25 protein-coding genes, 1 tRNA gene, 1 pseudogene and 2 riboswitches are annotated in these 26,163 nt (G+C 71.0%); of the genes and pseudogenes, 16 read left to right on the top strand and 11 right to left on the bottom strand.

What is annotated here, in order from left to right; translation table 11 throughout:
* The first annotated feature begins 34 nt into the window (after positions 1-34).
* The 7 genes from E1294_RS22465 to E1294_RS22435 all read left to right on the top strand — a co-directional run bounded on the left by E1294_RS22465 (position 35) and on the right by E1294_RS22435 (position 7,485).
* A complete protein-coding gene (locus E1294_RS22465; protein ID WP_132511150.1) occupies positions 35-1,405 on the top strand; it encodes a glutamine synthetase family protein in 1,371 nt (456 codons plus the stop codon).
* Between the two features lie 10 nt (positions 1,406-1,415).
* Positions 1,416-2,762 carry an aldehyde dehydrogenase family protein gene (locus E1294_RS22460; RefSeq protein WP_132511148.1) on the top strand — a complete coding sequence of 449 codons (1,347 nt, stop codon included), beginning with the start codon at positions 1,416-1,418 and terminating at the stop codon, positions 2,760-2,762.
* 19 nt (positions 2,763-2,781) lie between these two features.
* Complete coding sequence (locus tag E1294_RS22455; protein WP_132511146.1) at positions 2,782-3,546, top strand: 3-oxoacyl-ACP reductase; 765 nt, start codon at positions 2,782-2,784, stop codon at positions 3,544-3,546.
* Positions 3,547-3,555: 9 nt separating this feature from the next.
* Entirely contained in the window at positions 3,556-4,248 is a 693-nt protein-coding gene (locus tag E1294_RS22450) for a gamma-glutamyl-gamma-aminobutyrate hydrolase family protein (protein WP_132511144.1), read from the top strand.
* A gap of 67 nt (positions 4,249-4,315) precedes the next feature.
* A riboswitch (glycine riboswitch) is annotated at positions 4,316-4,413 on the top strand.
* A 17-nt stretch (positions 4,414-4,430) separates the two neighbouring features.
* Positions 4,431-4,530: riboswitch (glycine riboswitch) on the top strand.
* Between the two features lie 34 nt (positions 4,531-4,564).
* The gene (gene gcvT / locus E1294_RS22445) at positions 4,565-5,650 is read left to right on the top strand and encodes a glycine cleavage system aminomethyltransferase GcvT (protein ID WP_132511142.1); all 1,086 of its coding nucleotides are present in this window, start codon (positions 4,565-4,567) and stop codon (positions 5,648-5,650) included.
* Positions 5,647-6,036 (top strand): glycine cleavage system protein GcvH, encoded by a 390-nt coding sequence (gene gcvH / locus E1294_RS22440; RefSeq protein ID WP_132511140.1) that lies wholly within the window; start codon positions 5,647-5,649, stop codon positions 6,034-6,036. The genes gcvT and gcvH overlap by 4 nt, the downstream gene beginning before the upstream one ends.
* Before the next feature lie 72 nt (positions 6,037-6,108).
* The gene (locus tag E1294_RS22435) at positions 6,109-7,485 is read left to right on the top strand and encodes an L-serine ammonia-lyase (RefSeq protein WP_132511138.1); all 1,377 of its coding nucleotides are present in this window, start codon (positions 6,109-6,111) and stop codon (positions 7,483-7,485) included.
* A 152-nt stretch (positions 7,486-7,637) separates the two neighbouring features.
* Here the strand turns inward: E1294_RS22435 and E1294_RS22430 are convergent.
* A tRNA-Leu gene (locus E1294_RS22430) sits at positions 7,638-7,720 on the bottom strand.
* A 158-nt stretch (positions 7,721-7,878) separates the two neighbouring features.
* The gene (gene bcp / locus E1294_RS22425; RefSeq protein WP_132511136.1) at positions 7,879-8,352 is read right to left on the bottom strand and encodes a thioredoxin-dependent thiol peroxidase; all 474 of its coding nucleotides are present in this window, start codon (positions 8,350-8,352) and stop codon (positions 7,879-7,881) included.
* A gap of 151 nt (positions 8,353-8,503) precedes the next feature.
* On the opposite strand from bcp, the gene E1294_RS22420 reads away from it, so the two are divergent.
* Positions 8,504-8,839, top strand: a complete 336-nt coding sequence (locus E1294_RS22420) for a DUF3618 domain-containing protein (RefSeq protein WP_132511134.1) — start codon at positions 8,504-8,506, stop codon at positions 8,837-8,839.
* An 82-nt stretch (positions 8,840-8,921) separates the two neighbouring features.
* Here E1294_RS22420 and E1294_RS22415 read toward each other — a convergent pair whose 3' ends face one another.
* On the bottom strand, positions 8,922-10,115 hold the full coding sequence (locus tag E1294_RS22415) for an amino acid deaminase/aldolase (protein WP_132511132.1): 1,194 nt from the start codon (positions 10,113-10,115) through the stop codon (positions 8,922-8,924).
* 137 nt (positions 10,116-10,252) lie between these two features.
* Here E1294_RS22415 and E1294_RS22410 point away from each other — a divergent pair, with 137 nt between their 5' ends.
* From E1294_RS22410 to E1294_RS22385, 6 genes are all read left to right on the top strand, one after another.
* Complete coding sequence (locus E1294_RS22410) at positions 10,253-10,852, top strand: DUF6286 domain-containing protein (RefSeq protein ID WP_132511130.1); 600 nt, start codon at positions 10,253-10,255, stop codon at positions 10,850-10,852.
* Positions 10,852-11,346 (top strand): hypothetical protein, encoded by a 495-nt coding sequence (locus E1294_RS22405; RefSeq protein ID WP_132511128.1) that lies wholly within the window; start codon positions 10,852-10,854, stop codon positions 11,344-11,346. The genes E1294_RS22410 and E1294_RS22405 overlap by 1 nt, the downstream gene beginning before the upstream one ends.
* A 251-nt stretch (positions 11,347-11,597) precedes the next feature.
* Positions 11,598-12,767, top strand: a complete 1,170-nt coding sequence (locus E1294_RS22400) for a sensor histidine kinase (protein ID WP_132511126.1) — start codon at positions 11,598-11,600, stop codon at positions 12,765-12,767.
* Positions 12,768-12,780: 13 nt separating this feature from the next.
* Positions 12,781-13,431 carry a response regulator gene (locus tag E1294_RS22395; RefSeq protein WP_220447874.1) on the top strand — a complete coding sequence of 217 codons (651 nt, stop codon included), beginning with the start codon at positions 12,781-12,783 and terminating at the stop codon, positions 13,429-13,431.
* 171 nt (positions 13,432-13,602) lie between these two features.
* The gene (locus tag E1294_RS22390) at positions 13,603-14,349 is read left to right on the top strand and encodes an ABC transporter ATP-binding protein (protein WP_132511124.1); all 747 of its coding nucleotides are present in this window, start codon (positions 13,603-13,605) and stop codon (positions 14,347-14,349) included.
* A gap of 1 nt (position 14,350) precedes the next feature.
* Entirely contained in the window at positions 14,351-16,840 is a 2,490-nt protein-coding gene (locus E1294_RS22385) for an ABC transporter permease (RefSeq protein WP_132511122.1), read from the top strand.
* A 55-nt stretch (positions 16,841-16,895) separates the two neighbouring features.
* Here the strand turns inward: E1294_RS22385 and E1294_RS22380 are convergent, their stop codons facing one another.
* From E1294_RS22380 to rph, 5 genes are all read right to left on the bottom strand, one after another.
* The gene (locus E1294_RS22380) at positions 16,896-17,165 is read right to left on the bottom strand and encodes a hypothetical protein (protein ID WP_132511120.1); all 270 of its coding nucleotides are present in this window, start codon (positions 17,163-17,165) and stop codon (positions 16,896-16,898) included.
* Positions 17,162-18,184 carry a toxin glutamine deamidase domain-containing protein gene (locus E1294_RS22375; protein ID WP_246083195.1) on the bottom strand — a complete coding sequence of 341 codons (1,023 nt, stop codon included), beginning with the start codon at positions 18,182-18,184 and terminating at the stop codon, positions 17,162-17,164. The genes E1294_RS22380 and E1294_RS22375 overlap by 4 nt, the downstream gene beginning before the upstream one ends.
* Positions 18,185-18,267: 83 nt before the next feature.
* On the bottom strand, positions 18,268-19,917 hold the full coding sequence (locus E1294_RS22370) for a molybdopterin-dependent oxidoreductase (RefSeq protein WP_246083194.1): 1,650 nt from the start codon (positions 19,915-19,917) through the stop codon (positions 18,268-18,270).
* A 46-nt stretch (positions 19,918-19,963) separates the two neighbouring features.
* A complete protein-coding gene (gene rdgB, locus E1294_RS22365; protein ID WP_132511118.1) occupies positions 19,964-20,554 on the bottom strand; it encodes an RdgB/HAM1 family non-canonical purine NTP pyrophosphatase in 591 nt (196 codons plus the stop codon).
* The gene (gene rph, locus E1294_RS22360) at positions 20,551-21,270 is read right to left on the bottom strand and encodes a ribonuclease PH (protein WP_132511116.1); all 720 of its coding nucleotides are present in this window, start codon (positions 21,268-21,270) and stop codon (positions 20,551-20,553) included. Before rph ends, rdgB begins: the two co-directional genes overlap by 4 nt.
* A gap of 68 nt (positions 21,271-21,338) precedes the next feature.
* Between rph and E1294_RS22355 the strand changes: the two genes are divergently transcribed.
* Positions 21,339-22,577, top strand: coding sequence for an MFS transporter (locus E1294_RS22355; RefSeq protein WP_165977420.1), 1,239 nt, complete (start codon positions 21,339-21,341; stop codon positions 22,575-22,577).
* Here the strand turns inward: E1294_RS22355 and E1294_RS22350 are convergent.
* Positions 22,562-23,314, bottom strand: a complete 753-nt coding sequence (locus E1294_RS22350) for an MBL fold metallo-hydrolase (RefSeq protein ID WP_132511112.1) — start codon at positions 23,312-23,314, stop codon at positions 22,562-22,564. The genes E1294_RS22355 and E1294_RS22350 overlap by 16 nt on opposite strands.
* Positions 23,315-23,328: 14 nt before the next feature.
* Between E1294_RS22350 and E1294_RS55960 the strand changes: the two are divergent.
* Positions 23,329-24,132: pseudogene (locus E1294_RS55960) on the top strand (RNA-guided endonuclease InsQ/TnpB family protein); the annotation flags it as partial.
* A gap of 146 nt (positions 24,133-24,278) precedes the next feature.
* On the opposite strand, the gene murI reads toward E1294_RS55960, so the two are convergent.
* Both murI and E1294_RS22335 read right to left on the bottom strand, forming a co-directional pair.
* A complete protein-coding gene (murI, locus tag E1294_RS22340; protein WP_132511110.1) occupies positions 24,279-25,244 on the bottom strand; it encodes a glutamate racemase in 966 nt (321 codons plus the stop codon).
* 123 nt (positions 25,245-25,367) lie between these two features.
* A complete protein-coding gene (locus tag E1294_RS22335; protein ID WP_132511108.1) occupies positions 25,368-26,159 on the bottom strand; it encodes a thioesterase family protein in 792 nt (263 codons plus the stop codon).
* Positions 26,160-26,163: the final 4 nt, after the last annotated feature.

Raw genomic sequence — 26,163 nt, 5'->3', positions numbered from 1 at the left:
GGAAGCGCGTCAGCGCAGATCGGAGCGGCGTAGCGTGAGCGATGGAGCGAGCACCGGATACCTTTCCGTCAGCGATCTGCGCGACGAGGTGGCGTCCGGGCGGATCGACACCGTGCTCCTCGCGATCGCCGACATGCAGGGCAGGTTGCAAGGCAAGAGACTGTCCGCCCGCTATTTTCTCGACGAGGTGCTGCACCACGGCTCCGAGGGGTGCAACTACCTGCTCGCGGTCGACGTGGACATGAACACCGTCGCCGGATACACGATGTCGTCCTGGGACCGCGGATACGGCGACTTCGTGATGAAACCCGACCTGACGACGTTGCGCCGGGTGCCGTGGCAGGAGGGCACCGCCCTGCTGATGGCCGACCTGACCTGGGAGGGCGGCGGCGACGTGCCGCCCTCTCCGCGCCAGATCCTGCGCAGGCAGCTAGCCCGCCTCTCCGAGCGGGGGCTGGCCGCGTACGTCGGCACCGAGTTGGAGTTCTGCGTCTACGACGACACCTACGAGGAGGCGTGGCAGCGCGGCTACCGCGACATGTCGCCCGCCAACCTCTACAACGTCGACTACTCGCTGCTGGGGACCGCCCGCATCGAGCCCCTCCTCAGGCGGATCAGGCGGGACATGGAGGGCGCCGGGCTCTACGTCGAGTCCGCCAAGGGCGAGTGCAACCTGGGCCAGCACGAGATCGCCTTCCGCTACGCCGAGGCGCTGCGGACCTGCGACAACCACGCCATCTACAAGAACGGCGCCAAGGAGATCGCCGCCCAGGAGGGCAAATCGATCACCTTCATGGCCAAGCCGAACCAGCGCGAGGGCAACTCCTGCCACATCCACATCTCGCTCAGGAGCCTCGACGGCGACCCCGTCATGGCGGGGCCGGGGCCGTACGGGCTCTCGCAGCTCGGCGCCCGCTTCATCGCCGGGCAGCTGGCCTGCCTGCGCGAGCTCACCCTCCTGTACGCCCCCAACATCAACTCCTACAAGCGTTACATGCCGGGCAGCTTCGCCCCCACGGCGATCAAGTGGGGCGTCGACAACCGCACCTGCGCGCTCAGGCTCGTCGGCCACGGGCCGTCGCTGCGGATCGAGAACCGCGTGCCGGGCGGCGACGTCAACCCGTACCTGGCGGTGGCGGGGCTGGTGGCGGCCGGGCTGCACGGCATCGACAGCGAGCTGGCACTGGAGGACGCGTTCGAGGGCAACGCCTACGACTCGGGCGCGGAGACCGTGCCGCACACGCTGCGCGACGCGCTCCCTCTGTTCGAGGGGTCGAAGCTGGCGCGCGAGGCGTTCGGCGAGGACGTCGTCGAGCATTACGCGAACAACGCGCGCGTGGAGCTGGCGGCGTTCGACGCGGCGGTGACGGACTGGGAGATGTTCCGTGGTTTCGAGCGAATGTGACGGGTGACCGATGAAGATCGTCAATCCGGCGACGGAGGACGTCGTCGCCGACGTCGAGGCGGCCGACCCGGCCGAGGTCGACCGGGCGGTGGAGCGTGCCAGGACGGCGTACGCCGCCTGGCGGCAGGTGTCGCCCGGCGACCGGGCGCGGCTGCTGAGGAGGTTCGCGGACCTGGTGGGCGAGCACGGCGAGGAGCTGGCACGGCTGGAGCTGGCCAACGCCGGGCACCCGATCGGCAACGCCCGCTGGGAGGCCGGCGCCGTACGCGACGTGCTGCACTTCTACGCCGGGGCGCCCGAGCGCGACCACGGCAAGCAGATCCCGGTGCCCGGCGGCGTGGACGTCACCTTCCAGGAGCCGCTGGGCGTGGTGGGCGTCATCGTGCCGTGGAACTTCCCCATGCTGATCATGTCGTGGGGGGTGGCCCCGGCGCTGGCGGCCGGCAACACGGTGATCGTCAAACCGGCCGAGTGGACTCCGCTGACCGCGCTGAGGCTGGCCGAGCTGGCCTTGGCGGCGGGCCTCCCCGAAGGGGTGCTCCAGGTGCTGCCCGGGGTAGGGGAGGTCGCGGGCGCCCGGCTGGTGGAGCACCCTGACGTGGCCAAGATCGTGTTCACCGGCTCGACCGAGGTGGGCAAGGAGATCGCGGCCAAGGCGGCGGCCCAGGTCAAGCGGGTCACGCTGGAGCTAGGCGGCAAGTCCGCAAATATCATCTTTGCGGACGCCGATCTCGACAGAGCGGCACAAGCAGCCCCTTACGCGGTTTTCGACAACGCGGGGCAGGACTGCTGCGCCAGGTCCCGGCTGCTCGTCCAGGCGAGCGTGTACGACGCGTTCATGGAGCGCCTCACCGAGGCCGTACGCGGCGTCGTCGTCGGCGACCCCCTCGACGAGAGCACCGAGATGGGCCCGCTGATCAGCGCCGAACACCTCGACCGCGTGCGCGGCTTCGTCCAGGAGAGCGCCCCCTACCTCCAGGGGTCGTGCCCCGGCGGCAAGGGCTACTGGTTCCCGCCGACCGTGCTCACTCCGGACGTCACCGACCGTACGTTCACCGAAGAGATCTTCGGGCCGGTCGTGTCGGTGGCGCCCTTCGAGGACGAGGCGGACGCCGTGCGCATCGCCAACGACACCCCGTACGGGCTGAGCGGCTCCATCTGGACCCGCGACGTCGGGCGCGCGCTCCGCGTGTCCCGAGCGGTCGAGGCGGGCGCGCTGTCGGTGAACTCCAACGCGTCGGTCCGCTACTGGACCCCGTTCGGCGGCTTCAAGCAGTCAGGGCTGGGCCGGGAGCTCGGCCCCGACGCCCTGGCGGCGTTCACGGAGACCAAGAACGTCTTCATCTCCTGGGAATGAGGTAGAAAGCGACGTGCACATGAAGCGGTTGCAGGATCGGGTGGCGGTGATCACCGGCGCGGGTGGCGGCATCGGGCTGGCCACCGCGCGCAGGTTCGCCGACGAGGGCGCCAAGGTGGTCTGCGCCGACCTCGACGAGCAGGCGGGCGTCAAGGCCGCCAACGAGGTCGGCGGCCTCTTCGTACGGGCCGACGTGGCCGTCGAGGACGACGTCGTCCGGATGTTCCGTACGGCGTTCGACGCCTACGGCAGCGTGGACATCGCCTTCAACAACGCCGGCATCTCGCCGCCCGACGACGACTCGATCCTGGAGACCGGCATCGACGCGTGGCGCCGCGTCCAGGACGTCAACCTGACCAGCGTCTACCTGTGCTGCAAGCACGCGATCCCGTACATGCGGCGCCAGGGCAAGGGCTCGATCATCAACACCGCGTCGTTCGTGGCCGTCATGGGCTCGGCGACCTCGCAGATCTCCTACACGGCGTCCAAGGGCGGGGTGCTGGCGATGTCGCGCGAGCTGGGCGTGCAGTTCGCGCGCGAGGGCATCCGGGTGAACGCGCTGTGCCCGGGGCCGGTGAACACGCCGCTGCTGCGGGAGCTGTTCGCGAAGGACCCTGAACGTGCCCAGCGGCGGCTGGTGCACGTCCCGGTCGGGCGCTTCGCCGAGGCGTCGGAGATCGCGGCGGCGGTCGCATTCCTGGCCAGCGACGACGCCTCGTTCATCACGGGCAGCGAGTTCCTGGTGGACGGCGGCATCTCCGGCGCCTACGTCACGCCGCTCTAGGGGGTCATCGTGCGACGTCCCGTCATCGGGGTCACGTGTTACGTGGAGCCGGCGACGTTCACGGTCTGGGAGGACATGCCGGCCGCGCTCCTGCCGTACATGTACGTCGAGCAGGTCGTCCGCGCCGGCGGCCAGCCGGTCGTGCTCCCGCCCGCGGGGGACGCCGCGCAGGTGGTGAGCCGCCTGGACGGGCTCGTCCTGGCCGGGGGCGGCGACATCGATCCGGCGAGGTACGGCGAGACGCCGGAGGAACGTACCGGCTATATCCGCAAATTTCGTGACCAGGCCGAGTTCGCCGTGCTGGCCGCCGCCCTCGACGCCCACCTGCCCTTCCTCGGCATCTGCCGGGGCCTCCAGGTGCTTAACGTCGCCCTCGGCGGCAGCCTCCACCAGCACCTGCCCGACGTGGTCGGCCACACGGGACACTCCCCCGCGCCCGGACGTTTCGGTCACCTGCCCATCACCCCCGTCCCCGGCACCCGCCTGGCCAAGGCGCTGGGCACGGCACCCGTGACGGTGCCGCACTATCACCACCAGGCCGTCGACCGCCTCGCCCCCGGCCTCACCGTGACCGCGACCGCCGCCGACGGCACCGTCGAAGGGGTGGAGCTGGACTCGGGGCCGTTCACCGTGGCGGCGCAGTGGCACCCGGAGGCGGCCGAGGACCACGCCCTCTTCGAGGCCCTGGTGGCGGCCTGCTGACGGATGAGGGCGACGGGCAGAACGCGACAAGACCCCCAAATCACTACTAGGCTGGCGGGACACACCAGCAAACCGTGCGGGAGAGCACCCTGACAGCCGGTCAGGGTCCCTGAAGGAGCAAGCCCTCCCCGCGAACCTCTCAAGGCAAAGGACCGCACGGCTGACCGGGAGAATCCTCCCGGAAGGTGACCTCTGGAAAGCAGGCCCGCAGGGCCTCGCCGAAGGTGAAAGTCCGGCAAAACTCGGGCGAAGCTCTCAGGCATCGATGACAGAGGGGGAGGATGCTGGCATCCGATCCTGTCCTGAGGTGCGATAAATGTCCCGACCTACTCCGCTACGAGACGTGCACGAAAGCCTCGGCGCGACGCTGACCGACTTCGCGGGGTGGCTCATGCCACTCCGGTACGGGAGCGAGTCCGCGGAGCACAGAGCCGTCCGCGAGGCCGCCGGGCTGTTCGACCTCTCGCACATGGGCGAGATCTTCGTGACCGGGCCGCAGGCCGCCGCGGCGCTGGACTACGCGCTGGTCGGCAACATGTCGGCCGTGACGCCCGGACGAGCGAGATACACCATGATCGTCAGCGGGCGAGGCGGGGTGCTGGACGACCTCATCGTCTACCGGCTCGGGGGCGAGGAGTTCATGGTCGTGGCAAACGCCTCGAACTACGAAAAAGTCGCCGAGGAGCTGGAAAGCCGCTCCAAGGCGTATGACGCCGTGGTCGATGACCGTTCGCAGCAGTACGCGCTGATCGCCGTCCAGGGACCCCGCTCGCAGGAGATCCTCACCACGCTCACCGACGCCGACCTGGCCGGGCTCAAGTACTACGCGGGCCTGGCAGGGCTGGTCGACGGGCGGCAGGCGCTCATCGCACGCACCGGCTACACCGGGGAGGACGGGTTCGAGCTGTTCGTGGCCAACCAGGACGCGGTGCCGCTCTGGCACGCGCTCGTGGCCGCGGGCGAGCCGTACGGGCTCAAGCCCGCCGGCCTGTCCAGCCGCGACACGCTCAGGCTCGAAGCCGGCATGCCCCTGTACGGCAACGAACTGAGCGCCGAGCTGACTCCGTTCGACGCGGGGCTGGGCAGGGTGGTGAAATTCGACAAGCCGGGCGACTTCGTCGGCAGGTCGGCGCTGGAGGCGGTCAAGGACGACCCCCCGCGGCGCCGTCTCGTCGGTCTGGTCGCCCGGGGCCGCCGGGTGCCGCGCCACGGCTACCCGGTCACCAAGGACGGCGCCGTCGTCGGCGAGGTCACCAGCGGTGCGCCCTCCCAGACCCTGGGCAAGCCCATCGCGCTGGCCTACGTGGACACCGGAGCCGACTCAGGCCTGGCTGTGGACATCCGGGGCAGCCATGAACCCATGGACCTGGTCGAGCTGCCCTTTTACAGGAGGAACAAGTGAGCAACATCCCTGACGACCTGAGCTACACCAAGGAACACGAGTGGGTTTCCGGGGTCGAGGACGGCCTCACCGTGACCGTCGGCATCACGGCCTACGCCGCCGACGCCCTTGGTGACGTCGTCTTCGTGCAGCTCCCCGAGGTCGGTTCGATCGTCGAGGCGGGCGACTCCGTCGGCGAGGTGGAGTCGACCAAGTCGGTCAGCGAGATCTACACGCCCGTGGGCGGCGAGATCGCCGAGGTCAACCAGGCCCTCGCGGACGACCCGAGCCTGGCCAACGGCGACCCGTACGGCGAGGGCTGGATGTTCCGGGTGCGCATGGAAGGCGCCCCGGAGGACCTGCTGTCCGCCGAGGAGTACGCCGCGCTCACCTCGGGCGAGTCCTGACCCTGCCAGGTCTCATCGGCTGACGCCGGGGCCCGCGTCCGGGCCCCGGCACTCATGAAGGGCGCATCATCAATGGCGATCAGCGTCTTCGACCTCTTCAAGATCGGCATCGGCCCGTCGAGCTCCCACACGGGAGGCCCGATGGCCGCCGCACACAAGTTCGCCCGCGGGCTGCACCAGGACGGCCTGCTGCCGGGCGTGGCCCGCGTCGAGGCCATCCTGTACGGCTCGCTCGGCCTGACCGGGAAGGGCCACGGCAGCGACAAGGCGGTTCTGCTCGGCCTGTCCGGGGAGAAGCCCGAGCTGGTCGACGTCGACACCATCGAAGGCCGCCTGGCCGAGATGCGCGAGTCGGGCACCGTCCGGCTGTACGGCAGCCACGAGATCCCCTTCGTCGTCGGCCAGGACCTCGTCTTCGAACGCAAGATCACGCTGCCCGAGCACCCGAACGGCATGCGCTTCACCGCCTACGACGCGGCGGGCGAGCCGCTCAGGGAGAAGGTCTACTTCTCGGTCGGCGGCGGCTTCGTCGTGGACGAGAAGGCCACCGGCGCCGACCGCATCAAGCCGGACGACACCGTCCTGCCCTACCCCTTCACGACCGGCGAAGAGCTGCTCAAACACTGCACGAACACCGGCCTGTCGATGTCGGCGATCATGCTGGAGAACGAGAAGGCGTTCGGGCGCACCGAGGAGGAGGTCCGCGCGGAGCTGCTGCGCCTCTGGCAGGTCATGTCGGAGTGCGTGCGCCGCGGCATCTCCAAGGAGGGCGTCCTGCCCGGCGGGCTCAAGGTCAAGCGCCGCGCCAACCAGTTGCACCGCCGCCTGCAGTCGGAGCCGGCCGAGAAGGACCCGCTGCAGGCCATGGACTGGGTGACGTTGTTCGCGCTGGCGGTCAACGAGGAGAACGCCGCGGGGGGCCGCATCGTCACGGCGCCCACCAACGGCGCCGCCGGCATCATCCCGGCCGTCCTGACGTACTACACCCGCTTCGTCCCCCACGCGGACGAGGACGGCGTGGTGCGTTTCCTGCTCACGGCCGGCGCGATCGGCGTGCTGTTCAAGGAGAACGCCTCGATCTCGGGCGCCGAGGTGGGCTGCCAGGGCGAGGTCGGCTCCGCCTGCTCCATGGCCTCGGCGGGCCTCACGGAGGCGCTCGGCGGCACGCCGGAGCAGGTCGAGAACGCCGCCGAGATCGGCATCGAGCACAACCTGGGGCTGACCTGCGACCCGATCGGCGGGCTCGTGCAGATCCCGTGCATCGAGCGGAACGCGGTCGCCTCGAACAAGGCCATCACCGCGGCCAGGATCGCCCTGCGCGGCGACGGCCGCCATTTCGTGGCGCTGGACAAGGCGATCAAGACCATGCGCGACACCGGCCGCGACATGCTCGACAAATACAAGGAGACCTCACGCGGCGGCCTGGCCGTCAACGTGATCGAGTGCTGACGTTCCCTGTATCAGCCCGGCCATCGTGCAGGCCCGCTCCCACGGCGAGGAGCGGGCACGCGGGTGGTGATTTGTCACGTAAGCCGGGAAATGCTCGGCCTATTTGGAGAAAGGCTCCAGGAAAGGCCGCAGCCCGTTCGGCGCTTCAGTTGTGCGGGCGGGGGGATTCGAACCCCCACGGTGTCTCCACCAACAAGACCTAAACCTGCCGCGTATGCCATTTCGCCACGCCCGCGTAGTCCCCGCCGAAAGCGGGCTTCAGACAGTTTAGCGCTCTGGGTGAGGACGAAGCGCATCCGTGATGAGGCCGGCCAGAGGATGGCCCGGGAGAAAGGAGGCAGACAAGGGCACAGAGAAGGGCGTGGGCCCTTTCCGCAGGGCCCGCGAGCGGGCTCAGGCCAGGCCCAGCTTCTTCTTCAACGACGCCACGTGCCCCGTCGCCTTCACGTTGTAGAGCGCCTGCTCCACCTTCCCGTCGCCGTCGATGACGAACGTCGAGCGGATGACCCCCACGATCTCCCTGCCGTACAACTTCTTGGGGCCATAGGCGGCGTACGCCTCGTGGACGACGAGGTCGGGATCGGAGAGCAGCGGGAAGGTCAGCGCGTCACGCTCGACGAACTTGGCGAGCTTTTCCGGTTTGTCCTTCGACACGCCGAGGACCACGAAACCCTCGGCGGTCAACTGGCTGAGGTTGTCACGGAAATCGCACGCCTGCTTGGTGCAGCCGGGCGTCATCGCGGCGGGGTAGAAATAGAGGATCACCCGCTTGCCGCGGTGGTCGCCGAGGGAAACGGTGGTTCCGTCGGCGGCGGGTAGCACGAACTCGGGCGCGGCGTCGCCGGGCGCGAGCTTGGTCTCTGTCATGGGCCCTCCTGACTTCTTCCCGCAAACCTACCGGCCCGGCCGCCGTGCCGTACGGCCTGCCGACCTGACAGACTGATCACGACCACTACCGACGGAGCCCGCACGGCACACGAAGCGGGCGCGGCCACGCGTACGGTCGAGAGGAGACGCCATGGCTGACACCGATCCTGACGAGCTGGAGCGGCGGATCGCGCGGACGCGCGCTGAGTTGGCGCAGACGGTCGACGCCATTGCCGACCGGGTGAGCCCCAAGCGGGTCGCCGAACGCACAGTGACCGACGTCAAGAGCAGGGCGGGGCACTTCGTGGCGTCCGTGGGCGACGCGCTCGGGGTGGCGCCGCGGCCGGTCGCCTACGACGACGGTGCCGAGCAGGCGTGGGAGGACGAGCGGCCCGACCTGGGACCTGTCCTGATCGGTGTCGGGGCGGTGCTGGTCGTGGGGGCGGCCATCGTGCTCTGGCGGCGACGCCGCAGGCGGCGCGCCTGACGCTCCGCACACCGCGAAGACGCCCCGGTACGCCCGACGCACCACATACCGGCCGAGGACGCCCGGCGCGTGACGCCGGAGGTCAGAGGAAGGTCTTGCCCTCGCCTCTGTACGTCGGCACCGATCCGACCAGGGTGTCGCCGTCGACGAGGTGGAGCGTGTCGAACCGCTCGCACATCTCGCCCGCCTTGGCGTGCCTGAACCACACCCGGTCGCCGATCCGCAGGTCGTCGGCGGCCTGGCCGAGCAGCGGCGTCTGCACCTCCCCCGCGCCTTCGTCCGGGGAGAAGCGCAGCCCCGCCGGCAGGTACGCCTGCGGCAGGCGGCTCCCGCCGGCCGCGCCCGAGGCCGGATAGCCGCCCCCGAGCACGGTCGCGACGTCCGGAGCCGGGCGGCGTACGACCGGCAGGGCGAAGAGGGCGGCCGGATGGCCGGTGAAGCCGCGGTAGAAGTCGAACAACTTCGGGTGGAAAAGCCCGGATCCCGCCGCCACCTCCGTGACGGCCTTCTCGCGTACGGTGCGCTCGATGGAGCCGGTGCCGCCGCCGTTGACGAATTCGAGGTCGGCGACCCGGCGGACGGCGTTCACGACGCGGCCGCGCCTGACGATGAGCTCCCGGGCGGAGCACGCCTGCATGACTCTGATGGCACGGGTGAGGAGGGCGTTGCCCGGAGGGTCGTCGCCGACTCCGGCGATCTGGGCCTCGTACGCCAGGAGCCCGGCCAGGCGGAACCCTGGGCGTTTGGTGATGGCGGCGGCCAGGTCTGCGGCCTCCTCGGGCTCGCGGATCGGGGAGCGGAGAGCTCCCGCTCGGAATTTCCCGCCCAGGGCGACGTATCCGGCGTCGATGTCGAGGCAGATCCGGAGCTCGGCCCGAGGCCGCACCCCGTCCACGGCCGTCTTGATGAAGTCGAGGTGCGCGAGCGAGTCGACGGTCACGGTGATGCGCCCGGCCGCGACCGTGTCCCCGGCCAGTTCGGCGAGCGCGCGCCGGTCGGCCGTCGGGTAGGCGACGAGGACGTCCGTGCAGCCGTGCCCGGCCAGCCACAACGCCTCGGGCAGCGTGAAGGCCATGACGCCCTGGAAGCCGTCCATGGCCAGGATGCGTTCGAGCAGCGGCCGGCTGCGCACCGACTTGCTCGCCACCCGGATCGGCTTGCCCGCCGCCCGGCGTACGAGGTCAGCCGCGTTGGCCCGCATGGCCGCCAGGTCGAGGATCGCGAACGGAGGCTCGAGCGCCGCGGTGGCGCGGTCGTAGCGGTGGCGGGCATCCATACCAGCAGCGTAACGACATATCAGGCAAATGAATATGAGCGGCTTTCATATTAGTCCTCGTCCCCGTAATGATCGGGCAAATCGGCGGCGAGGGCGCGGTTCAGGTCATGCGGCCCCCCTGTACGTCTGTCCTTGTGATGACCACGCTTCAGCAGATATTGCCCGGCGCCGCCGCCACCCCACGGCTCACCGGACTGCGCAGGGCGAACAGGGCGCTCAGGCCGGCCCGGACCGCCCCTGGGGCCGTCGTGGCGATCGCGCTGACCGCGGGGATGGGCCTGACCACGGCGGAGCTGGTGTCGGGACTGCTCGGCGCGCCGCTCGGCTGGGTGCCCGTGAACGAGGTGGTGGAGCTGGCGGGCAGGACCGCGTGGCCGAAGCTGTCCACCGCCGCCCTGGTCGTGGCGGGCGCCGGCGTGCTGATGGTGCTGCTGGCCGTCGTTCCGGGCAGGTCCAGGCTGGTCGCGGTGGAGACGTCCGACCCGCTGATCGTCATCGGCATCACCCCCTCGGGCCTGCGCCGTACACTCGCCGCCGCGGCCCAGCAGGTGGCGGGCGTGGACAAGGCCCGGGTACGCCTCCGCAGGCGCACCATCGAGGTCACCGTCGTGACCGACGCCGAGAGCACCGGGGCGATGCTCAGGCAGGTCGGCACCGCGGTGGGCGACCGGCTGGCGGGTGTGGGCACGCTCGGCACCGGCGAGGTCGTGGTCCGGCTCCGCAGGAAGGCGTTGTGATGCGGCAGTACGCCGGCAATCGTGTCGGGCTGGCGGTCGCGGGCACCGTGCTGGCGGGGCTGGGCACGTACGCGTGGTTGCGCGGCGAGGGCCGCCTCCCCGATCTGCCGCCCAAGGCGAAGGTCCTGCCGACGCAACTCCACCGGACGCTGGCCGAGGAGCCGTGGAGCATGTGGCTGCTGGCCTTCGCCCTGCTGCTCCTGTCGCTGGTCTCGCTGCGCTGGCTGCTGCTCTGCCTGGGCTGGGGCCGCCGCGGCACGCCCAACGGCACGGGCACCGCCATGTTGTTCGTCGGGCTGAAGAACGTGGAGGGCCTGGGCAAGGCTAGGGTGCGGGTCGGCGATGACGGCCTGCGTATCAGCGTGACCTGCCCGTCGGAGGCGGACATGGGCTCGGTGGTGGGCAAGCTCGACCAGGACATCGTGGGACGCATCCGGCGCGAGATCCGCGACGACGAGATGAGCACCGTGGTCCGGCTGCACGTCCGCCGCTAGTCACCGGCGGGTTCGGCTCGGGCTACTGGGTCGCGCGGCGTTTTCTCGTCACCGCGCGACCCGGGCGTCTTGATCATGATCCGCCATCACGATCTCCCTTTACTCACCCACGAGGGGCGCTCCCGATGACCAAGAATGCCCGATCGCCCGTAAGCCGGGCGTAAGTGGGCGGACACGTCAGACCTGGGTCGTACTCGCACTTCACACTCTAGGCTGACCAAGGCCCCACTATAGGTACATATCGTGAGGATGTGTTCGGGAGCGTACAGAAGTGGTCGAGGCGCCACGAGAAGGCGGCCGCCATCCTGCGGGTGGGGCCGCTCGGCGCGCTGTGCCTGCTCACGGCGGTGCAGTACGCCGGGCAGAGCACGCCGGGCGGTGGTGTCCACCTCGGCGCGGCCTCGTACCTGGGAGTCTCCGCGGCGCTGGTCGTGCCGCTGGTGTGGCGTGACCGGCCGCGCCTGTCTTTCGCGATCATCGCGCTGGTCAGCTTCTTCCAGTGGCTGGCGGACGTCGGCCCGATGCCCGCCAACCTGGCGGTGCTGATCGCCCTCTTTGGCGTGGCCTACCGGTGCTCGTTCCGCTGGGCGCTGGCGGCGCTCCTCGTGGCGGAGGTCGGGGTGCTGCTGCTGATGATCAACTGGCTGGTGCCCACGTTCGGCATGTTCTTCAGCGGCTCGATCCTCGTGGTCACGATCTGGCTGAGCGGACTGTACGCCAGGACGCGCAGGCACTATCTCGAAGGGCTGGAGGAGCGCGCCGAGCGGGCCGAGCGCGAGCGGGACCAGCAGGCCAGGATGGCGGCCGCCGCCGAGCGCGCCAGGATCGCCAGGGAACTGCACGACGTCGTGGCGCACAACGTCAGCGTGATGGTGGTCCAGGCCGACGGCGCGGGCTACGCCCTCGACAACGATCCCGAGCAGGCCCGCCTGGCCGTCAGGACCATCTCCAAGACCGGCAGGGCCGCCCTCGCCGAGATGCGCAGGCTGGTCGGGGTCCTGCGCGAGAACGAGAGCGCAGGCACCGACTACACCCCGCAGCCCGGCCTGGACGAGTTGGAGAAGATGGTGCGCGAATCGGCCGTGCCCGCGCGGTTGCGCATCGGCGGGAGCCCCGCCGAGCTGCCCGAGGGCCGGCAGCTCGCGGTCTACCGCATCGTGCAGGAGGCGCTGACCAACGCGCTCAAACACGGCGGCCCCGGCGTGCGGGCGGACGTGGAGATCGACTTCACCGGCCCGGACCTGCTCGTACGCGTGACCGACGACGGCCGGGGCGCGGCGGCGCCCAGGAGCCCCGACGGGCACGGCCTGATCGGCATGCGCGAGCGCGTCGGCATGTACGGCGGCGCGATCTCGGCCGGCCCCCTGCGGGGCGGCGGCTTCGAGGTGCTGGCCCGGTTGCCCATGGCGGAAGCGGCGTAGAGGAGGCGGCCGGGTGATACGCGTGATGCTCGTCGACGACCAGGAGTTGTTGCGGGCCGGGTTCAGGATGGTGCTGGGGGCGCAGCCTGACATCGAGATCGTGGCGGAGGCCGGCGACGGGGTCACCGCGCTGGAGGTCCTCGAAGCCACCGAGGTCGACGTCGTGCTCATGGACGTACGCATGCCCCGCATGGACGGCGTCGAGGCCACCCGGCTGATCGAAGGGGCGAAGGTGCTGATCCTCACCACGTTCGACCTCGACGAGTACGTGTTCGCGGCGATCAAGGCGGGCGCTGCCGGGTTCCTGCTGAAGGACGTGCCGCCGGCCGACCTGGTCAACGCCATCAGGCTCGTGCACGCGGGCGACGCCGCGGTGTCGCCGCGAACGTTGCGGCGGATGCTGGACGCGTTCGCCGCGCAGCTCCCGAGCCAGGAGCCGGCGGCGGCGGACGATCTGACGCCGCGCGAGCGCGAGGTGCTGCTCATGGTGGCGCGCGGCCTGTCCAACGGGGAGATCGCGGCCGGGCTGCAGGTCGCGGAGGCGACGGTGAAGACACACCTGGGCCGGGTGCTGGCCAAGCTGGGCCTGCGGGATCGGGCGCAGGTGGTGGTGTACGCGTACGAGGCCGGGCTGGTGATGCCGTCCCATCGGCCGAAAGTCTGACCGGGGTCATCTGCGGGCGCATTTGAAGTCCCTCCTCAGGGCCCAGGGATCCCGGAATCTCCACCCCTAGCGTTGGTCGCGTCGAGCACCCGCCGGCGGGTGTCCGAGAAGAAGATTCTCTGCCGCTATGTCGGGGTGTGCGGGGTGTCCCCGCAGGAAGAAGGAGTACAGGTGACACTCACCGAACGCCGAGCCGCGACCGCTGTCGTGGCCACGGATCTGACCAAGGTGTACGGCCAGGGCGACGCCCGGGTGCACGCCCTGCGTGAGGTGAGCGTGGCCTTCGCCACCGGGGCGTTCACCGCCATCATGGGCCCGTCGGGCTCGGGCAAGTCCACGCTGATGCACTGCCTGGCCGGCCTCGACACGGCCACGTCGGGCACCGTGCACCTCGGAGACGTGGAGCTGACCGGCCTGTCCGACCGGCAGCTCACGTTGCTGCGCCGCGAGCGGATCGGGTTCGTCTTCCAGGCGTTCAACCTGCTGCCCACGCTGACCGCCGAGCAGAACATCCGCCTGCCGCTGGAGATCGCCGCCCGCCAGGCCGATCAGCCGCTGTTCGACCGGGTCATCGAGACCGTCGGGTTGACGGACCGGCTCTCGCACCGGCCGGCCGAGCTGTCCGGCGGCCAGCAGCAGCGCGTGGCCGTGGCCAGGGCGCTCATCAGCAAGCCGCAGGTGATCTTCGCCGACGAGCCGACCGGGAACCTGGACTCCCGCAGCGGCGCGGAGATCCTGTCGTTCCTGCGCACGTCGGTGCGCGAGCTGGGCCAGACCATCGTCATGGTCACGCACGACCCGGTCGCGGCGTCGTACGCCGACCGCGTGGTGTTCCTGCGCGACGGCGAGCTGGTCACCGAGATCGCCGCGCCGACGCCGCAGACCGTGCTGGACACGCTCGTGAAGCTGGAGGCGTGAGGTGCTGAAGACGGCTCTGGCCGGGCTGCGCGCCCACACGCTCCGGCTGCTGCTCACCTCGCTGGCGATCATGCTGGGCGTGGGGTTCATCGCGGGCACGTTCGTGCTGAACGACACCGTCGAGGCAGGTTTCGCCCAGCGGGTCACCGCCGACGCGGGCAAGGTGGACGTCGCCGTCCTGCCCAGGAGCGCCGGCTCCGTGCTGCCCGAGCGCATGCTGGAGCGGATCCGCGCCCTGGACGGCGTGACGGACGCGCAGGGCCTGGTCCGCGGCGCCGCGCCGCTGATCGGCAAGGACGGCAAGACCGTCGGGAACCTGCCCACCACGGCCATCTCGATCGTCTCCGGCCCGCTCGACCGCGCCGACATCGTCGCCGGCACCGGACCCGGCACCGACGACCGGGCCGCCGTGCTCGACGAGAACACCGCCAGGGCCCAGGGTTTCCGGCTCGGCGACACCATCACCGTGCTCGACGCCGGCAAGGCCGAGCACCGGTTCAGGCTCGTCGGTCTCCTCGACACCGGCGTGGACCAGGAGCTCTCCTTCACCGGCGCGGTCGGCTTCACCACGGCCACCGCGCAGCGCATGACGGACGCCAAGGGCTACCGTGAGATCGACGTCGCGGGCTCGGCCCCCGGGCTGAAGCAGGCCGTCGCGGCGGCCGTCGGCGGCTCGTACACCGTCAAGACCGGCGACGAGCTGGCCGCCGACCTGGCCAGGGCGGCCGGGGTGGAGACACGCATGTTCACGCTGGGCCTGCTGCTGTTCGGCGTCGTGGCCATGATGGTGGCCGCCCTGGTCATCTACAACACGTTCAACATCCTCGTCGCCCAGCGCACCAGGGAGATGGCGCTGCTGCGGTGCATCGGCGCCACGCGGGGGCAGGTGTTCGGCTCGATCCTGCTGGAGTCGGCCGTGGTCGGCGTGCTCGCCTCCGCGCTGGGCCTGCTGCTCGGGTACGGCCTGGCCGCGCTCACGCTGACGGTGCTCGGCGCGCTCGACGTCCCGCTGCCCACCGACGCCGCCGTCACGCTCTCACCGGTCACCGTGGCGGCGGGGCTGGCCGTCGGACTGGTGGTCACGGTGTGCGCGGCCCTGCTGCCCGCCAGGTCCGCCACCCGCGTCCCGCCGGTCGCGGCGCTGCGCAGCCAGGCCGAGGAGCAGACGTTCCGTGCGGGCCTGCGGCGCGGGCTCTTCGCCGCCTTCTTCCTGGTGGCCGGGTTCGGCGCCACCACCGCCGGCGTGTTCGTGCTCGAAGCCGGCCGGGATGTCTCGCTGCTCGTCGTGATGGCCGGAGGCTCGCTGACGTTCCTGGCCGTGCTGATCCTCGGCCCGATGCTGGTCAGGCCGCTGAGCGCACTGGTCGGCTGGATCCCCGGCAGGCTGTTCGGGGTGCCGGGCCGCCTGGCCGTCGGCAACTCCGGACGCAACCCGAAGCGGGCCGCGACCACCACGGTCGCGCTGACGATCGGGGTGACGCTCATGACGCTGATCTCGGTGGTCACCGCGTCCACCAGGCTGACGATGACGGCCAAGCTCGACGAGCAGTTCCCCATCGACTACTCGCTGATGGACCAGAGCCGCGACTCCGCCATCCCGAGGTCCGTCGCCGAGAGCCTGCGGGGCACGCCGGAGCTGGCCTCGGTGGTGCAGATCCGCCAGATCGAGGCCACGATCGGCGGCCGGCACGTGATCACCGGCACGTTCCACGGGCCCGTCGAGCCCTACGTCACCGCGGGCTCCATGGCGGACTTCGGCGCGGGCCGGGTGGCGCTGCGGGACAGCGTGGCCGAGGACCTGGGCGTGCAGGTCGGCGACTCGGTACGGCTCAGGACCACGGAGGCCGGGACGGTGCCGCTGGAGGTGGTCGCGCTGCTCGACGGGAACCAGGGGGCGCTGCCGCCGGCCACCGTGGCGGAGACGGCCTTCGACACGTACTTCGGCGCGACGCCCGACTCTCGGGTGATGATCCGCATCGGGGACGGCGTGCCGCCCGAACGGGCGCGCGAGGTCGTCGACGCTGCCGCGGCGCCCTACCCGACCGTGCAGGTGTCGAGCTCGACGGAGGTACGCGGCCAGTTCGACGAGACGCTGGACATGCTGCTCATGATCATCACTGGCCTGCTGGGGCTGGCGATCCTGATCTCGCTGCTGGGCATCGCCAACACGCTCTCGCTGTCGGTGCACGAGCGCACCAGGGAGTCGGCGCTGCTGCGGGCGCTGGGCCTGACCCGGCGGCAACTGCGCGGGATGTTGTCGGTCGAGGCGCTGATGCTCGGGCTGATCGGGGCGCTGGTGGGCGTCGTGCTCGGAGGCGTCTTCGGGTGGGCCGCGACCATGGCCATGCTGGACGGCGCCGTCTTCTCGGTGCCGGTCGCGCAGGTCGTGCTGTTCGTGGTGCTCTCCGGCGTGGCCGGGGTCCTCGCCGCCGTCCTGCCGGCCCGCCGCGCCGCGCGGGCGTCGATCACCGGTTCCCTCGCCGCCGGCTGACCCGTCCCCGCGAGCCCCCGGGCGGGACGTACGTACGGCGGCCTCCACCCGGGGTTCAGCGGCATGTGCGGCCGGGCCACAACTCGGCCACCGTCTCCGGGTCGAGGAGCGGCCGGGCCACCACCTCGCCCGTGGCCCGGTCGATCACGATGCACCCGCCTCCCACGACGTCCGGCAGCCTGGCCGGGTCGTCGGGGTCGAGATCCCGCACCCAGGCGACATATCCCGCGTCGAACCCGTACACCCCCACCGGCACCGCCTCATCGGGCGGGAGCACCCCGTTGAAGTACTCCTCCGCCAGCGACCTGGCCTGATCCAGGTTCACCGCGGCCGCCCCTGCCGGTCGAGCATCAGGCAGAACACCCCGGTCACCGTCGTGTACGGCGGCTCGACGGACATGTGCCCCCGCTGCGCGTCGATCCAGATCACCTCGCCGTCGGCGTTGACCGCGTTCCAGGCGTGGGAGCCGCCGCCGGGCCAGCGCACCACGATGACGGCGCTCGCCCCGTGCCCGGCGTCGAGCAGCCGCCGCGCGATCAGCGGGTAGGCGTGCCGCCCCTGCCCCGCGTACTGCAGGCGGTGGCCCGCCCACCGCTCGATCCTGGCCGTGCTTCCCCGCTCGCCGGTCAGCACCGGCCGGCCGATCCTGTCGTACTCGGGCAGCCGTGGCGCGGCCGTCGCGGGCTCGCCGTGCCAGGTGGACAACACGGCCAGCGCGCAGTCGGCGGCGTTGGAGGCCCGGAACGGGTCGTCGGCTGGCCCGCCGCCGTTGATCAGCCGCACCCAGGTGCCGCGCGGGTCGGGGAAGCGGGCACCGGGCCGCAGCGACTCGGCCAGGTCCCGCTCGACCTGCGGGTCCGGCCTGGCCAGCCCGCCCGGCACGCCGTACGGCCGGCAGTCGGCGAGCCTGGGCGGCCGCCGCGGCCGATCGAACCAGTCGAGCTCCACCGGCTCCGGGCGCTGCGCCGGCTCGGCGGCCTCCGCCTGCCCGGTCGGCCCCGCACGATCCCCAGGCTGCCCATGCTCCCGGCGATCGCCGGAGTCACCGCGATCCGCGGGTTCTCCGCGTGGCCCGCGTTCCTCGCGCCCCGCGGGCTCCACCGGCTTCCCGGGATCCGCAAAGGTGGTGCCGGGGGGTTCGCGCTCCGAGGCGGCCGGGTTCGCAGGGGCGGAGCCGCCGTCAGAGGGCGCCTCGGCGGCCCGCTCGTAGTCGAGCCACCGCACCCCTTCGGCCACCACAGGGTCGTAACGCCCCTCTGGAAGGACCCACCGGACACTCGGCTTGCGCTCGCGGAACACGGCCTGCCTCCTGTCATGCTCGACGACCGATCGTAGAGGCGTCACCACGGCAGGGAGGTGCAGTCAGGCAGATTGGCCGCCAGAGTTCCCCTCTCTACCTGGGCAAACAGAGCAAACCCCGACAAGGATCAGACGACGTTCACCGTGATCGTGTGCCAGCCCGTCGCGCCGTCCGGCGCCACCGGCGCGAGTTCGCCGGTCTGGGTGTAGCCGGACGCGTCCGTCGCACGCACCTCGATGCGGTGCTCGCCCGGTCTGGCGTCCCAGTCGATCGACCACTGCCGCCAGGTGTCGGGCCCGGGCACCTCGGCCAGCTTCGCCTGCCTCCACTCCCCGCCGTCGAACCGCACCTCCACGGCGTCCACCCCCGTGTGCTGCGCCCACGCCACCCCGGCGACCGTGTTCCGTCCTGGCTTCAGCGTGTCCGCGGGCTTGGGCACGTCGATGCGCGACTGCGTCTTGATCGGGCCCTTGGCCGACCATCCGCGGGGCGTCCAGTACGCCTGGTCCCTGTCGAACCGGGTCACCTTGATGTCCACAACCCACTTGGTGGCAGAGACGTATCCGTACAGACCCGGCACCACCTGGCGCACGGGGAAACCGTGGTCGACGGGGAGCACCTCGCCGTTCATCGCGACCGCGAACAGCGCGTCGCGCCCGTCCATCACCACGTCCAGCGGGGTGCCGCAGGTGAAGCCGTCCTCGGAGGTGGACAGGAGCATGTCGGCGCCGGACTGGAGCCCGGCCTGGCGCAGCACCTCGGCCATGCGTACGCCCAGCCATCGGGCGTTGCCGGCCAGCGGGCCGCCGACCTCGTTGGAGACGCAGGTGAGAGTGACGTCCGCCTCGGTGAGCGGCATCTTCAGCAGGTCCGCGTAGGTGATCTCGACGGGCCGGTCGACCATGCCGTGGATGCGCAGCGTCCAGTCGTCCGGATCGACCTGGGGGACGATGAGCGCGGTGTCGACGCGGTAGAAGTCCTTGTTGGGCGTGATGAACGGCGACAACCCGCCGATGCGCAGGTCCGCGCCGGCCGGAATCGGCCTGGCCGGGGTCGCGGGCTTGGGCAGCGCCACCCCGGCCCGCGCGATGTCGACCGTCTGCCGCCCTCCGAGCGTCCGCCCGAGCAGGTAGGTGGCCCCGGCGGCCGCCACGCCGCCGGCCGCGCCGGTCAGCAACCGGCGGCGGTCGAACGCCGGCGGCTCCCCCGCGACCCACATGACGGCAGGCCGCTCCACGCCGTCTCCGCCGCCGCTCGCTGGGCCGTCCGGCGCGCCGGCCCTGGCGGGCTGCAGGGACGACGGGGCGCCGATCGTGTGGACGGGCTCGCCGTCGCCGGTCGCCCGCCGCACGAGCCACGCCAGAGCCCAGGCCCCCGCGCCCACGCCGGCCAGGGTCGGGAGCGCGTCCAGCACGCCCGCCTCCGGCCGGGTCAGCACCGCCAGCAGGCCCACCACACCGAACACGGCCAGCCCCGCGAAGCCGTAGGAAAGCCGGCGCAGGGCCAGCATCCCGATGAGCGGCGCGACGCCGAAGAGCACCACCACCAGCACGCCGCCGACGAGAACGGCCTTGTCGCTCTCGCCGAACGTCCTGATCGCGAATTCCTTGACCGGCGCCGGCGTCAGATCGACCGTCGCATCGCCCACGGCGAGCACGGGAAACGTCTCGGGCCCGACGAACGCGGCCACGAGCTGCGCGATCCCGAGAGCCACGCCCCCGGCGACCAGCCCCAGCAAAGCCCTGGCCCAGGCGGGCACCACCGAATTCCTCTGCACGTCTCGACGGTACGCCGCCCCGTGCCCGGCGGTTCTTACACGGTGGTTACGAGCCGAGCAGCTCGCGGACGATCGGGGTCAGCGCGCGGAAGGCCCGCCCCCTGTGGCTGATCGCGTCTTTCTCGTCGGGTGACATCTCAGCGGTCGTGCGGTCGTCGCCGTCGGGCACCATGATCGGGTCGTAGCCGAACCCGTTGCCGCCACGCGGCGTGGTGACGAGCCGCCCCGGCAGGACGCCCTCGACCACCCGCGACTCCCCCGACGGCAGCGCCAGCGCGGCGGCGCAGGCGAAGTGGGCGGTCAGCCGGTCGGCGGGCACGTCGGACAGCTGGGCCAGCAGCAGGTCGAGGTTGGCCTGGTCGTCGCCGTGCCGGCCCGACCAGCGGGCGGAGAAGACGCCCGGCATGCCGTTGAGCACGTCGACGCAGAGCCCCGAGTCGTCGGCGACCGCGGGCAGCCCGGAGCCCTGGGCGACGGCATGCGCCTTGAGCAGGGCGTTCTCCTCGAACGTGACGCCGGTCTCGGCGACCTCGCCGATCTCGGGGAACGCCTCCAGGCCGACGATCTCGAAACCGGCCAGGATGCGGCGCAGCTCCGCGATCTTGCCCGCGTTGCGGGTGGCCAGCACGATCTTCATGACTCCAGAGCCTCCTGCTGGATGAGTGTGAGCTCCTCGCACCCGGCCACGGCCAGGTCGAGCAGCTGGTCGAGCGCCGCACGGTCGAACGGCGCGCCCTCGGCCGTGCCCTGCACCTCGACGAAGCTGCCCTCGCCGGTCATCACGACGTTCATGTCGGTCTCTGCGGCGACGTCTTCGGTATAGCAGAGGTCGAGCATCGGCACCGAGCCGACCACGCCGACGGAGACGGCCGCGACGGAGCCGATCAGCGGGTCGCCGGGGCACATCTTGCGCCCGCGCATCCACGCCACCGCGTCGGCCAGCGCGACGTAGGCGCCGGTGATGGCGGCAGTGCGGGTGCCGCCGTCGGCCTGCAGCACGTCACAGTCGAGCAGAATGGAGTTTTCCCCCAACGCTTTGTAATCGACGCAAGCGCGTAGGGATCGGCCGATCAACCGCGATATCTCGTGGGTCCTGCCACCAATTTTTCCCCGAACCGATTCACGATCGTTACGAGTATTGGTCGCACGGGGCAACATGGCATATTCGGCCGTAACCCACCCCTGCCCGCTGCCGCGGCGCCACCGGGGCACACTGTCCTGGACGGAGGCCGCGCACAACACCCTGGTGCCGCCGAATTCGACGAGCACGGATCCTTCGGCATGGGTGAGCCATTGCCTCGTGATGGTTATGGGACGTAGCTGGTCAGGGTTGCGGCCATCCTGTCGCGACATGCAGATCACCCTATCTCCGCGACACAACGCTCTTGACCAAATGTGTCCGACACATGGATCCTTACGCAATGACAACGGGGGTGTTGCGAAACCCTGACTTCCTACGGTTCCTCGGTTCTCACGTCGCCAACGAACTCGGCGCGAATATCTCGCGGGTGGCGCTGCCGCTGGTGGCCGTGCTGGCATTAAACGCCGGCCCCACGGAGGTCGGCCTGCTGTCGGCGTTGCAGACAACGGCGTTCCTGCTGATCGGCCTGCCCGCGGGGGTGTGGGTCGACCGGATGCGCAGGCGCCGCGTGCTCATGGCCTCCGATCTGGCCAGGTTCCTGCTGCTGGGCAGCATCCCCATCGCGGCCGAGCTGGGGATCCTGACGATCGGGATGATGTTCCTGGTGGCGCTGCTGGTCGGCGCGGCTCAGGTCTTCAACGACGTGGCCGACCGGACGTACCTGCCTGATTTGATCAGCACCACGCAACTCAGCGACGCCAACTCCAAGCTGGAGGTCGTGCGCTCCAGCGGATCGTTGTCGGGCCCGGCCATCGGCGGCGCGCTCGTGCAACTGCTGGGGGCGTCGCGCACGCTGGCCGCCACCGCGCTCGGCGCGCTCGCCTCGGTGCTCCTCCTGAGCAGGATGAAGGCGCCGGACAAGCCGCCCGCGGCCACCGAGCCCACGCCGCTGATACGCGGCATCCGCGAAGGGCTCGCGTACGTCTGGGACGACCGGCTGATGCGCACGTTCGTGATCACGTCGGCGGCCATGAACCTCTTCGTGAGCGCGGTCCTCGGCCAGTCGGTGTTGTTCCTGGCCGACGAGGTCATGCTCGCGCCCGGCCTCATCGGCGTGCTGCTCATGTCGGGCGGCATCGGCGGCCTGCTGGGCGGCCTCAGCGGCGGCTGGCTGTCCAGGAGATACGGCACCGCGCGGATGACCTGGCTGGCCGTCACCATCGGCTCGCCCCTCGGCCTGCTGTTGCCGATGACGCAGCCCGACTGGCGGGCGGTGTTCTTCGCGATCACCTCGATCGGCCTGTCGTGGAGCTCGGTCCTGCTGAACGTCGGCCAGGTCACCTACCGGCAGACCGTGACCCCCGAGAACGTCCTCGGCCGGGTCAACGCGTCGGTGCGGTTCATGACCTGGGGCATGATGCCGCTGGGTGCGCTGCTCGGCGGCCTCGTGGCCCAGCAGATCGGCGTGCGGCAGGCCCTGTGGGTGTTCATGGGGGGCAGGCTGCTGGCGTTCCTGCCGTTGCTGTTCTCGCCCCTGCCGCGCATGCGCGACTTCGGCGAGGTTCAGGCCAGGTCGTAGACGGCACCGCTGCGGGCCAGCTCGAGCGGGCCGCCGAAGCCGCCTTCCGAGGCCTCCCTCAGCACGGTCGCCTGGTCGTTCCACGGGACGAGGTGGGTGAGCACGAGCCGGCCGACATCGGCCTTGGCGGCGTGCTCGGCCGCCTGGCGACCGGTCAGGTGCAGGCCGGGCGGCAGTCCTGGGCGCTCGACGAACGACGCCTCGCACAGCAGCAGGTCGGCGCCCGCGGCCAGCTTCACCAGCTCGTTCGACTCGCCGGTGTCGCCGGAGTAGGCCACGGACCTGCCGTCGCCGGTCACCCGGAAGCCGTACGCCTCGACCGGGTGGTTGACCAGGCCGGCGGTGAGGCTGAACGGGCCGATCTCGAACGAGCCCGGCTCCAGCGGCACGAAGTCGAAGGCGGTCTCGAGGCCGGGCTCGTCCGGCATGCCGTACGCGGCCGCCAGCCGGCGCGGCGCGTCCGCGGGCGCGTAGATCGGCACGATCGGGTACGGCGCGGCCGGCCCGTACGTGCGGACCACGTGGTAGCCGCAGACGTCGAGACAGTGGTCGGCGTGCAGATGGGTCAGGCAGATGGCGTCCACGTCGTACAGGCCGATGTGGCGCTGGAGCGCGCCGAGCGAGCCGCTGCCGAAGTCGAGCAGCATCCTGAACCCGTCCGCCTCGATCAGGTAGCAGGACGCGGGGCTGTCGGGGCCGGGATAGCTTCCCGAACAGCCGACGATGGTCACCTTCATCGGTTCCTCCTTCGCTGGAGACCCCGGGCTTCGGCCCTGGGGAGGAAAGCGAGTTCGCCGCGGAGCGGCGCCATACCCGCCTCGAACGCGCGGGGGAGTTCGCATGGCTGAACGAGGAGTCGTCGGTGCCGTTGCAGCAGGTGCCACGCATCCAGCACCAGCAGCGGGCGTTCGCGCGCTTCTTCGCCGGGTGTGCCCCCCATCCGCGGTTCACGTCCCGGCACGGCCGCCAGAGCGCCGAACACACCCGCAGCGGGGTCCGCCGGCGTGACTGGCGGTTGTGGCTGGCGAAGACGGACACGCCGCTCGATCTGGTGTGGTCGTGGCCGGAGGTCGATCCGTCCACGGTGACCCTCTCCCGTGACCCTGACGGGCGCTGGTACGTCCCGCTCGCCGTCGACGTGGCCGACCCCGGGCAGGCACCGCCGACGGGGTCCGCCGCCGGGGTCGATCTCGGGGTGAAGGACTTCGCGGTCACCTCCGACGGCGAGAAGATCGCCAACCCGCGCAGCCTGGCCAGGCGGGAGCGTAACCTGGCCCGCCACCAGCGCAGGACGGCCCGCAAACAACGCGGGTCGAGCAACCGGTCCGAGGCGTGGGCGAAGGTCGCCCACGCCCACCGCGAGGTCCGCGCGTCCCGGGCGGATTCCCTGCACAAGGCCGCCACCCAGGGCCGCCACCGGATCGCGATCGACCGCCGGCATCCCAGCTCCAAGACCTGTAGCGCGTGCGGGCGCCTGCTCGCCGAGCTTTCCCTGCCGACGCGGCACTGGACGTGCCCGTCCTGCGGCACCCGGCACGACCGGGACGTCAACGCCGCCAAGAACATCCCGGCGGCAGGTCGTGCCGTGTCCGCCTGTGGAGGTGACGTCAGACATCCGGGCAACCGGATGCGGTCGCCGGTGAAGCAGGAACCCCAGCCTGCGAAGGGTGGAATCCCCCGGCTTCAGCCGTGGGGAGGAAGTCAAATGGGCTCCTTTCCCATACGACGCTCCGCGTCGCGGCTCGGCCCCTCGACACCGGCGTCTTCCCCCGGCACGCCGGCGGCTGCGCTCCCCCCGCTCCGAAGTCCACGCACGGGTCCGGAAACGGGCGCAGGAACGGGTGCTGCCGAGCGGCCGTTCGAGGTGGTATTCCCCAGCGGTGCGACTTCGACCGCGTCGATCTCCGGCCCCAGGAAGCGCTGCCCGAGCCGGGCGAAGAGCAGGGAGTCGCCGGTGGCGCGGAAGCGGTGCCGGGGAATGGCCTCGCCTCCCGCCGCCAGGCCGCGGTCGTGCAGGATCCGGTAGACGTCCTTGGCCGTCTCCTCGGCGCTGGAGACCAGCGTCACCCCGTCGCCGGCGACGTAGGAGATCGCGCCGGTGAGCAGCGGGTAGTGGGTGCAACCGAGAATGAGAGTGTCGCACCCGGCGGCCCTGATGGGCTCCAGGTAGCCGCGCACGACCTCGATGAGCTCGTCGCTCATCGTCTCCCCTCGCTCGACGTACTCCACCAGGCGTGGGGCGGCCACGCCGGTGAGCTGCACGTCGGGCGCAGCGGTGAAGGCGTCGTGATAGGCCATCGAGTCGATGGTGGCCCTCGTGGCGATCACGCCGACCCTGCCGGTGCGGGTGGCGCGCACCGCCCTCCTGGTGGCCGGCTGGATCACCTCGACGACCGGTACGTCATAGCGCTCGCGGGCGTCGCGCAGCACGGCGGCGCTGGCGCTGTTGCACGCGATCACGAGCATCTTGACGTCGTGCTCGACGAGGTGGTCCATGACCTCCAGGGCGTAGGCGCGGACCTCCGCGATGCTCTTCGGCCCGTACGGCTGGCGGGCCGTGTCGGCCACGTAGGTGATCGACTCGCAGGGCAGCTGGTCGATGATCGCGCGGGCGACCGTCAGGCCGCCGACCCCGCTGTCGAAGATCCCAATACTCGCGTCCGGCACGCCTTCGAGGGTAGGCGACCTGCCCGATCAACACTGCGTAAGAATGCTCACAGTCGCCCGCCGCGCTCGCTCAGATGGGAAACATGGGCCTGATGTGGCGGTGCCTTGGTCACGACCACACGCTCATCCTCTGCCGACGCGGGCCAGTTGGCGCGATTGGGCCACGAGCCGGCCCGTCGAGTCGCGCACCTCCGCCTCCTCGTCGAACCAACCGTCGGAGACGAGCCGGCCGCCGCAGAGCACGGTGAGCCATCCGGGCGCGGGCAGGGCGCGCAGGTGCAGGGTAAGGTCCACGGTCGGCGCCCAGCCGCGCGCACCCGCGGAGAACACCACGGGCGGCAGCGCGTCCACGGCCAGGGCCAGCACGTACGGGTCGGGGTCCTGCGGCTCGGCCATCCTGAAGTAGGCCCGCGACTCGGGCCTGCCGCTGGGCTCGCCCTTCAGCCAGCCAATCGTGGGCGGGTCGAAGAGCACCTCCATCTGGGCGTTCAGCATCATGCCCGATTCGGGTTTGGGGTCGGGGAGCGCGACGCAGTCGTCGACGCTCGGCATCGCGCAGGCCGGTTCGCCGGCGTAGAGGGGCTCGCCCCTGTGCAGGGTGGCCGTCGTGATCGAGCTCGCGATCTGCGCCACGCCGTCCTGTACGAGCGTGGCCCTGGCGAACGCGGCCGTCCTGCCCGCTTTGAGCGGCTCGATCTTGACCTGGGCGGGGCCGGGGACCGGCGCCTTCAGGAACTGCGCGCTCGTGGTCACGGGATGGTCGAACGGCGAGGCCTCCACGGCCGCACGCATGATCACGGCCAGCAGGTAGCCGCCGTTGAGCGGGCCGCCGATCCCGTATCCGGGGTCGAGGCACACGTCGTAGGTGTTGTCGTCGACCCTGATCGCCTGCGTCGCCTCGTCGAACTTCGTCATCCGC

The sequence above is a fragment of the Nonomuraea diastatica genome (assembly GCF_004349015.1).
Taxonomy (GTDB): domain Bacteria; phylum Actinomycetota; class Actinomycetes; order Streptosporangiales; family Streptosporangiaceae; genus Nonomuraea; species Nonomuraea diastatica.
This window is presented reverse-complemented; position numbering and strand designations above follow the sequence as displayed.

Bases quoted from the DNA above. Each gene is read 5' to 3' on its own strand.
- E1294_RS22460 (WP_132511148.1), top strand. From the start codon at position 1,416: ATGAAGATCGTCAATCCGGCGACGGAGGACGTCGTCGCCGACGTCGAG.
- E1294_RS22455 (WP_132511146.1), top strand. From the start codon at position 2,782: ATGAAGCGGTTGCAGGATCGGGTGGCGGTGATCACCGGCGCGGGTGGC.
- gcvT (WP_132511142.1), top strand. From the start codon at position 4,565: ATGTCCCGACCTACTCCGCTACGAGACGTGCACGAAAGCCTCGGCGCG.
- E1294_RS22435 (WP_132511138.1), top strand. From the start codon at position 6,109: ATGGCGATCAGCGTCTTCGACCTCTTCAAGATCGGCATCGGCCCGTCG.
- bcp (WP_132511136.1), bottom strand. From the start codon at position 8,352: ATGACAGAGACCAAGCTCGCGCCCGGCGACGCCGCGCCCGAGTTCGTG.
- E1294_RS22420 (WP_132511134.1), top strand. From the start codon at position 8,504: ATGGCTGACACCGATCCTGACGAGCTGGAGCGGCGGATCGCGCGGACG.
- E1294_RS22415 (WP_132511132.1), bottom strand. From the start codon at position 10,115: ATGGATGCCCGCCACCGCTACGACCGCGCCACCGCGGCGCTCGAGCCT.
- E1294_RS22410 (WP_132511130.1), top strand. From the start codon at position 10,253: ATGACCACGCTTCAGCAGATATTGCCCGGCGCCGCCGCCACCCCACGG.
- E1294_RS22405 (WP_132511128.1), top strand. From the start codon at position 10,852: ATGCGGCAGTACGCCGGCAATCGTGTCGGGCTGGCGGTCGCGGGCACC.
- rdgB (WP_132511118.1), bottom strand. From the start codon at position 20,554: ATGAAGATCGTGCTGGCCACCCGCAACGCGGGCAAGATCGCGGAGCTG.
- rph (WP_132511116.1), bottom strand. From the start codon at position 21,270: ATGTCGCGACAGGATGGCCGCAACCCTGACCAGCTACGTCCCATAACC.
- E1294_RS22355 (WP_165977420.1), top strand. From the start codon at position 21,339: ATGACAACGGGGGTGTTGCGAAACCCTGACTTCCTACGGTTCCTCGGT.
- E1294_RS22350 (WP_132511112.1), bottom strand. From the start codon at position 23,314: ATGAAGGTGACCATCGTCGGCTGTTCGGGAAGCTATCCCGGCCCCGAC.
- E1294_RS22335 (WP_132511108.1), bottom strand. From the start codon at position 26,159: ATGACGAAGTTCGACGAGGCGACGCAGGCGATCAGGGTCGACGACAAC.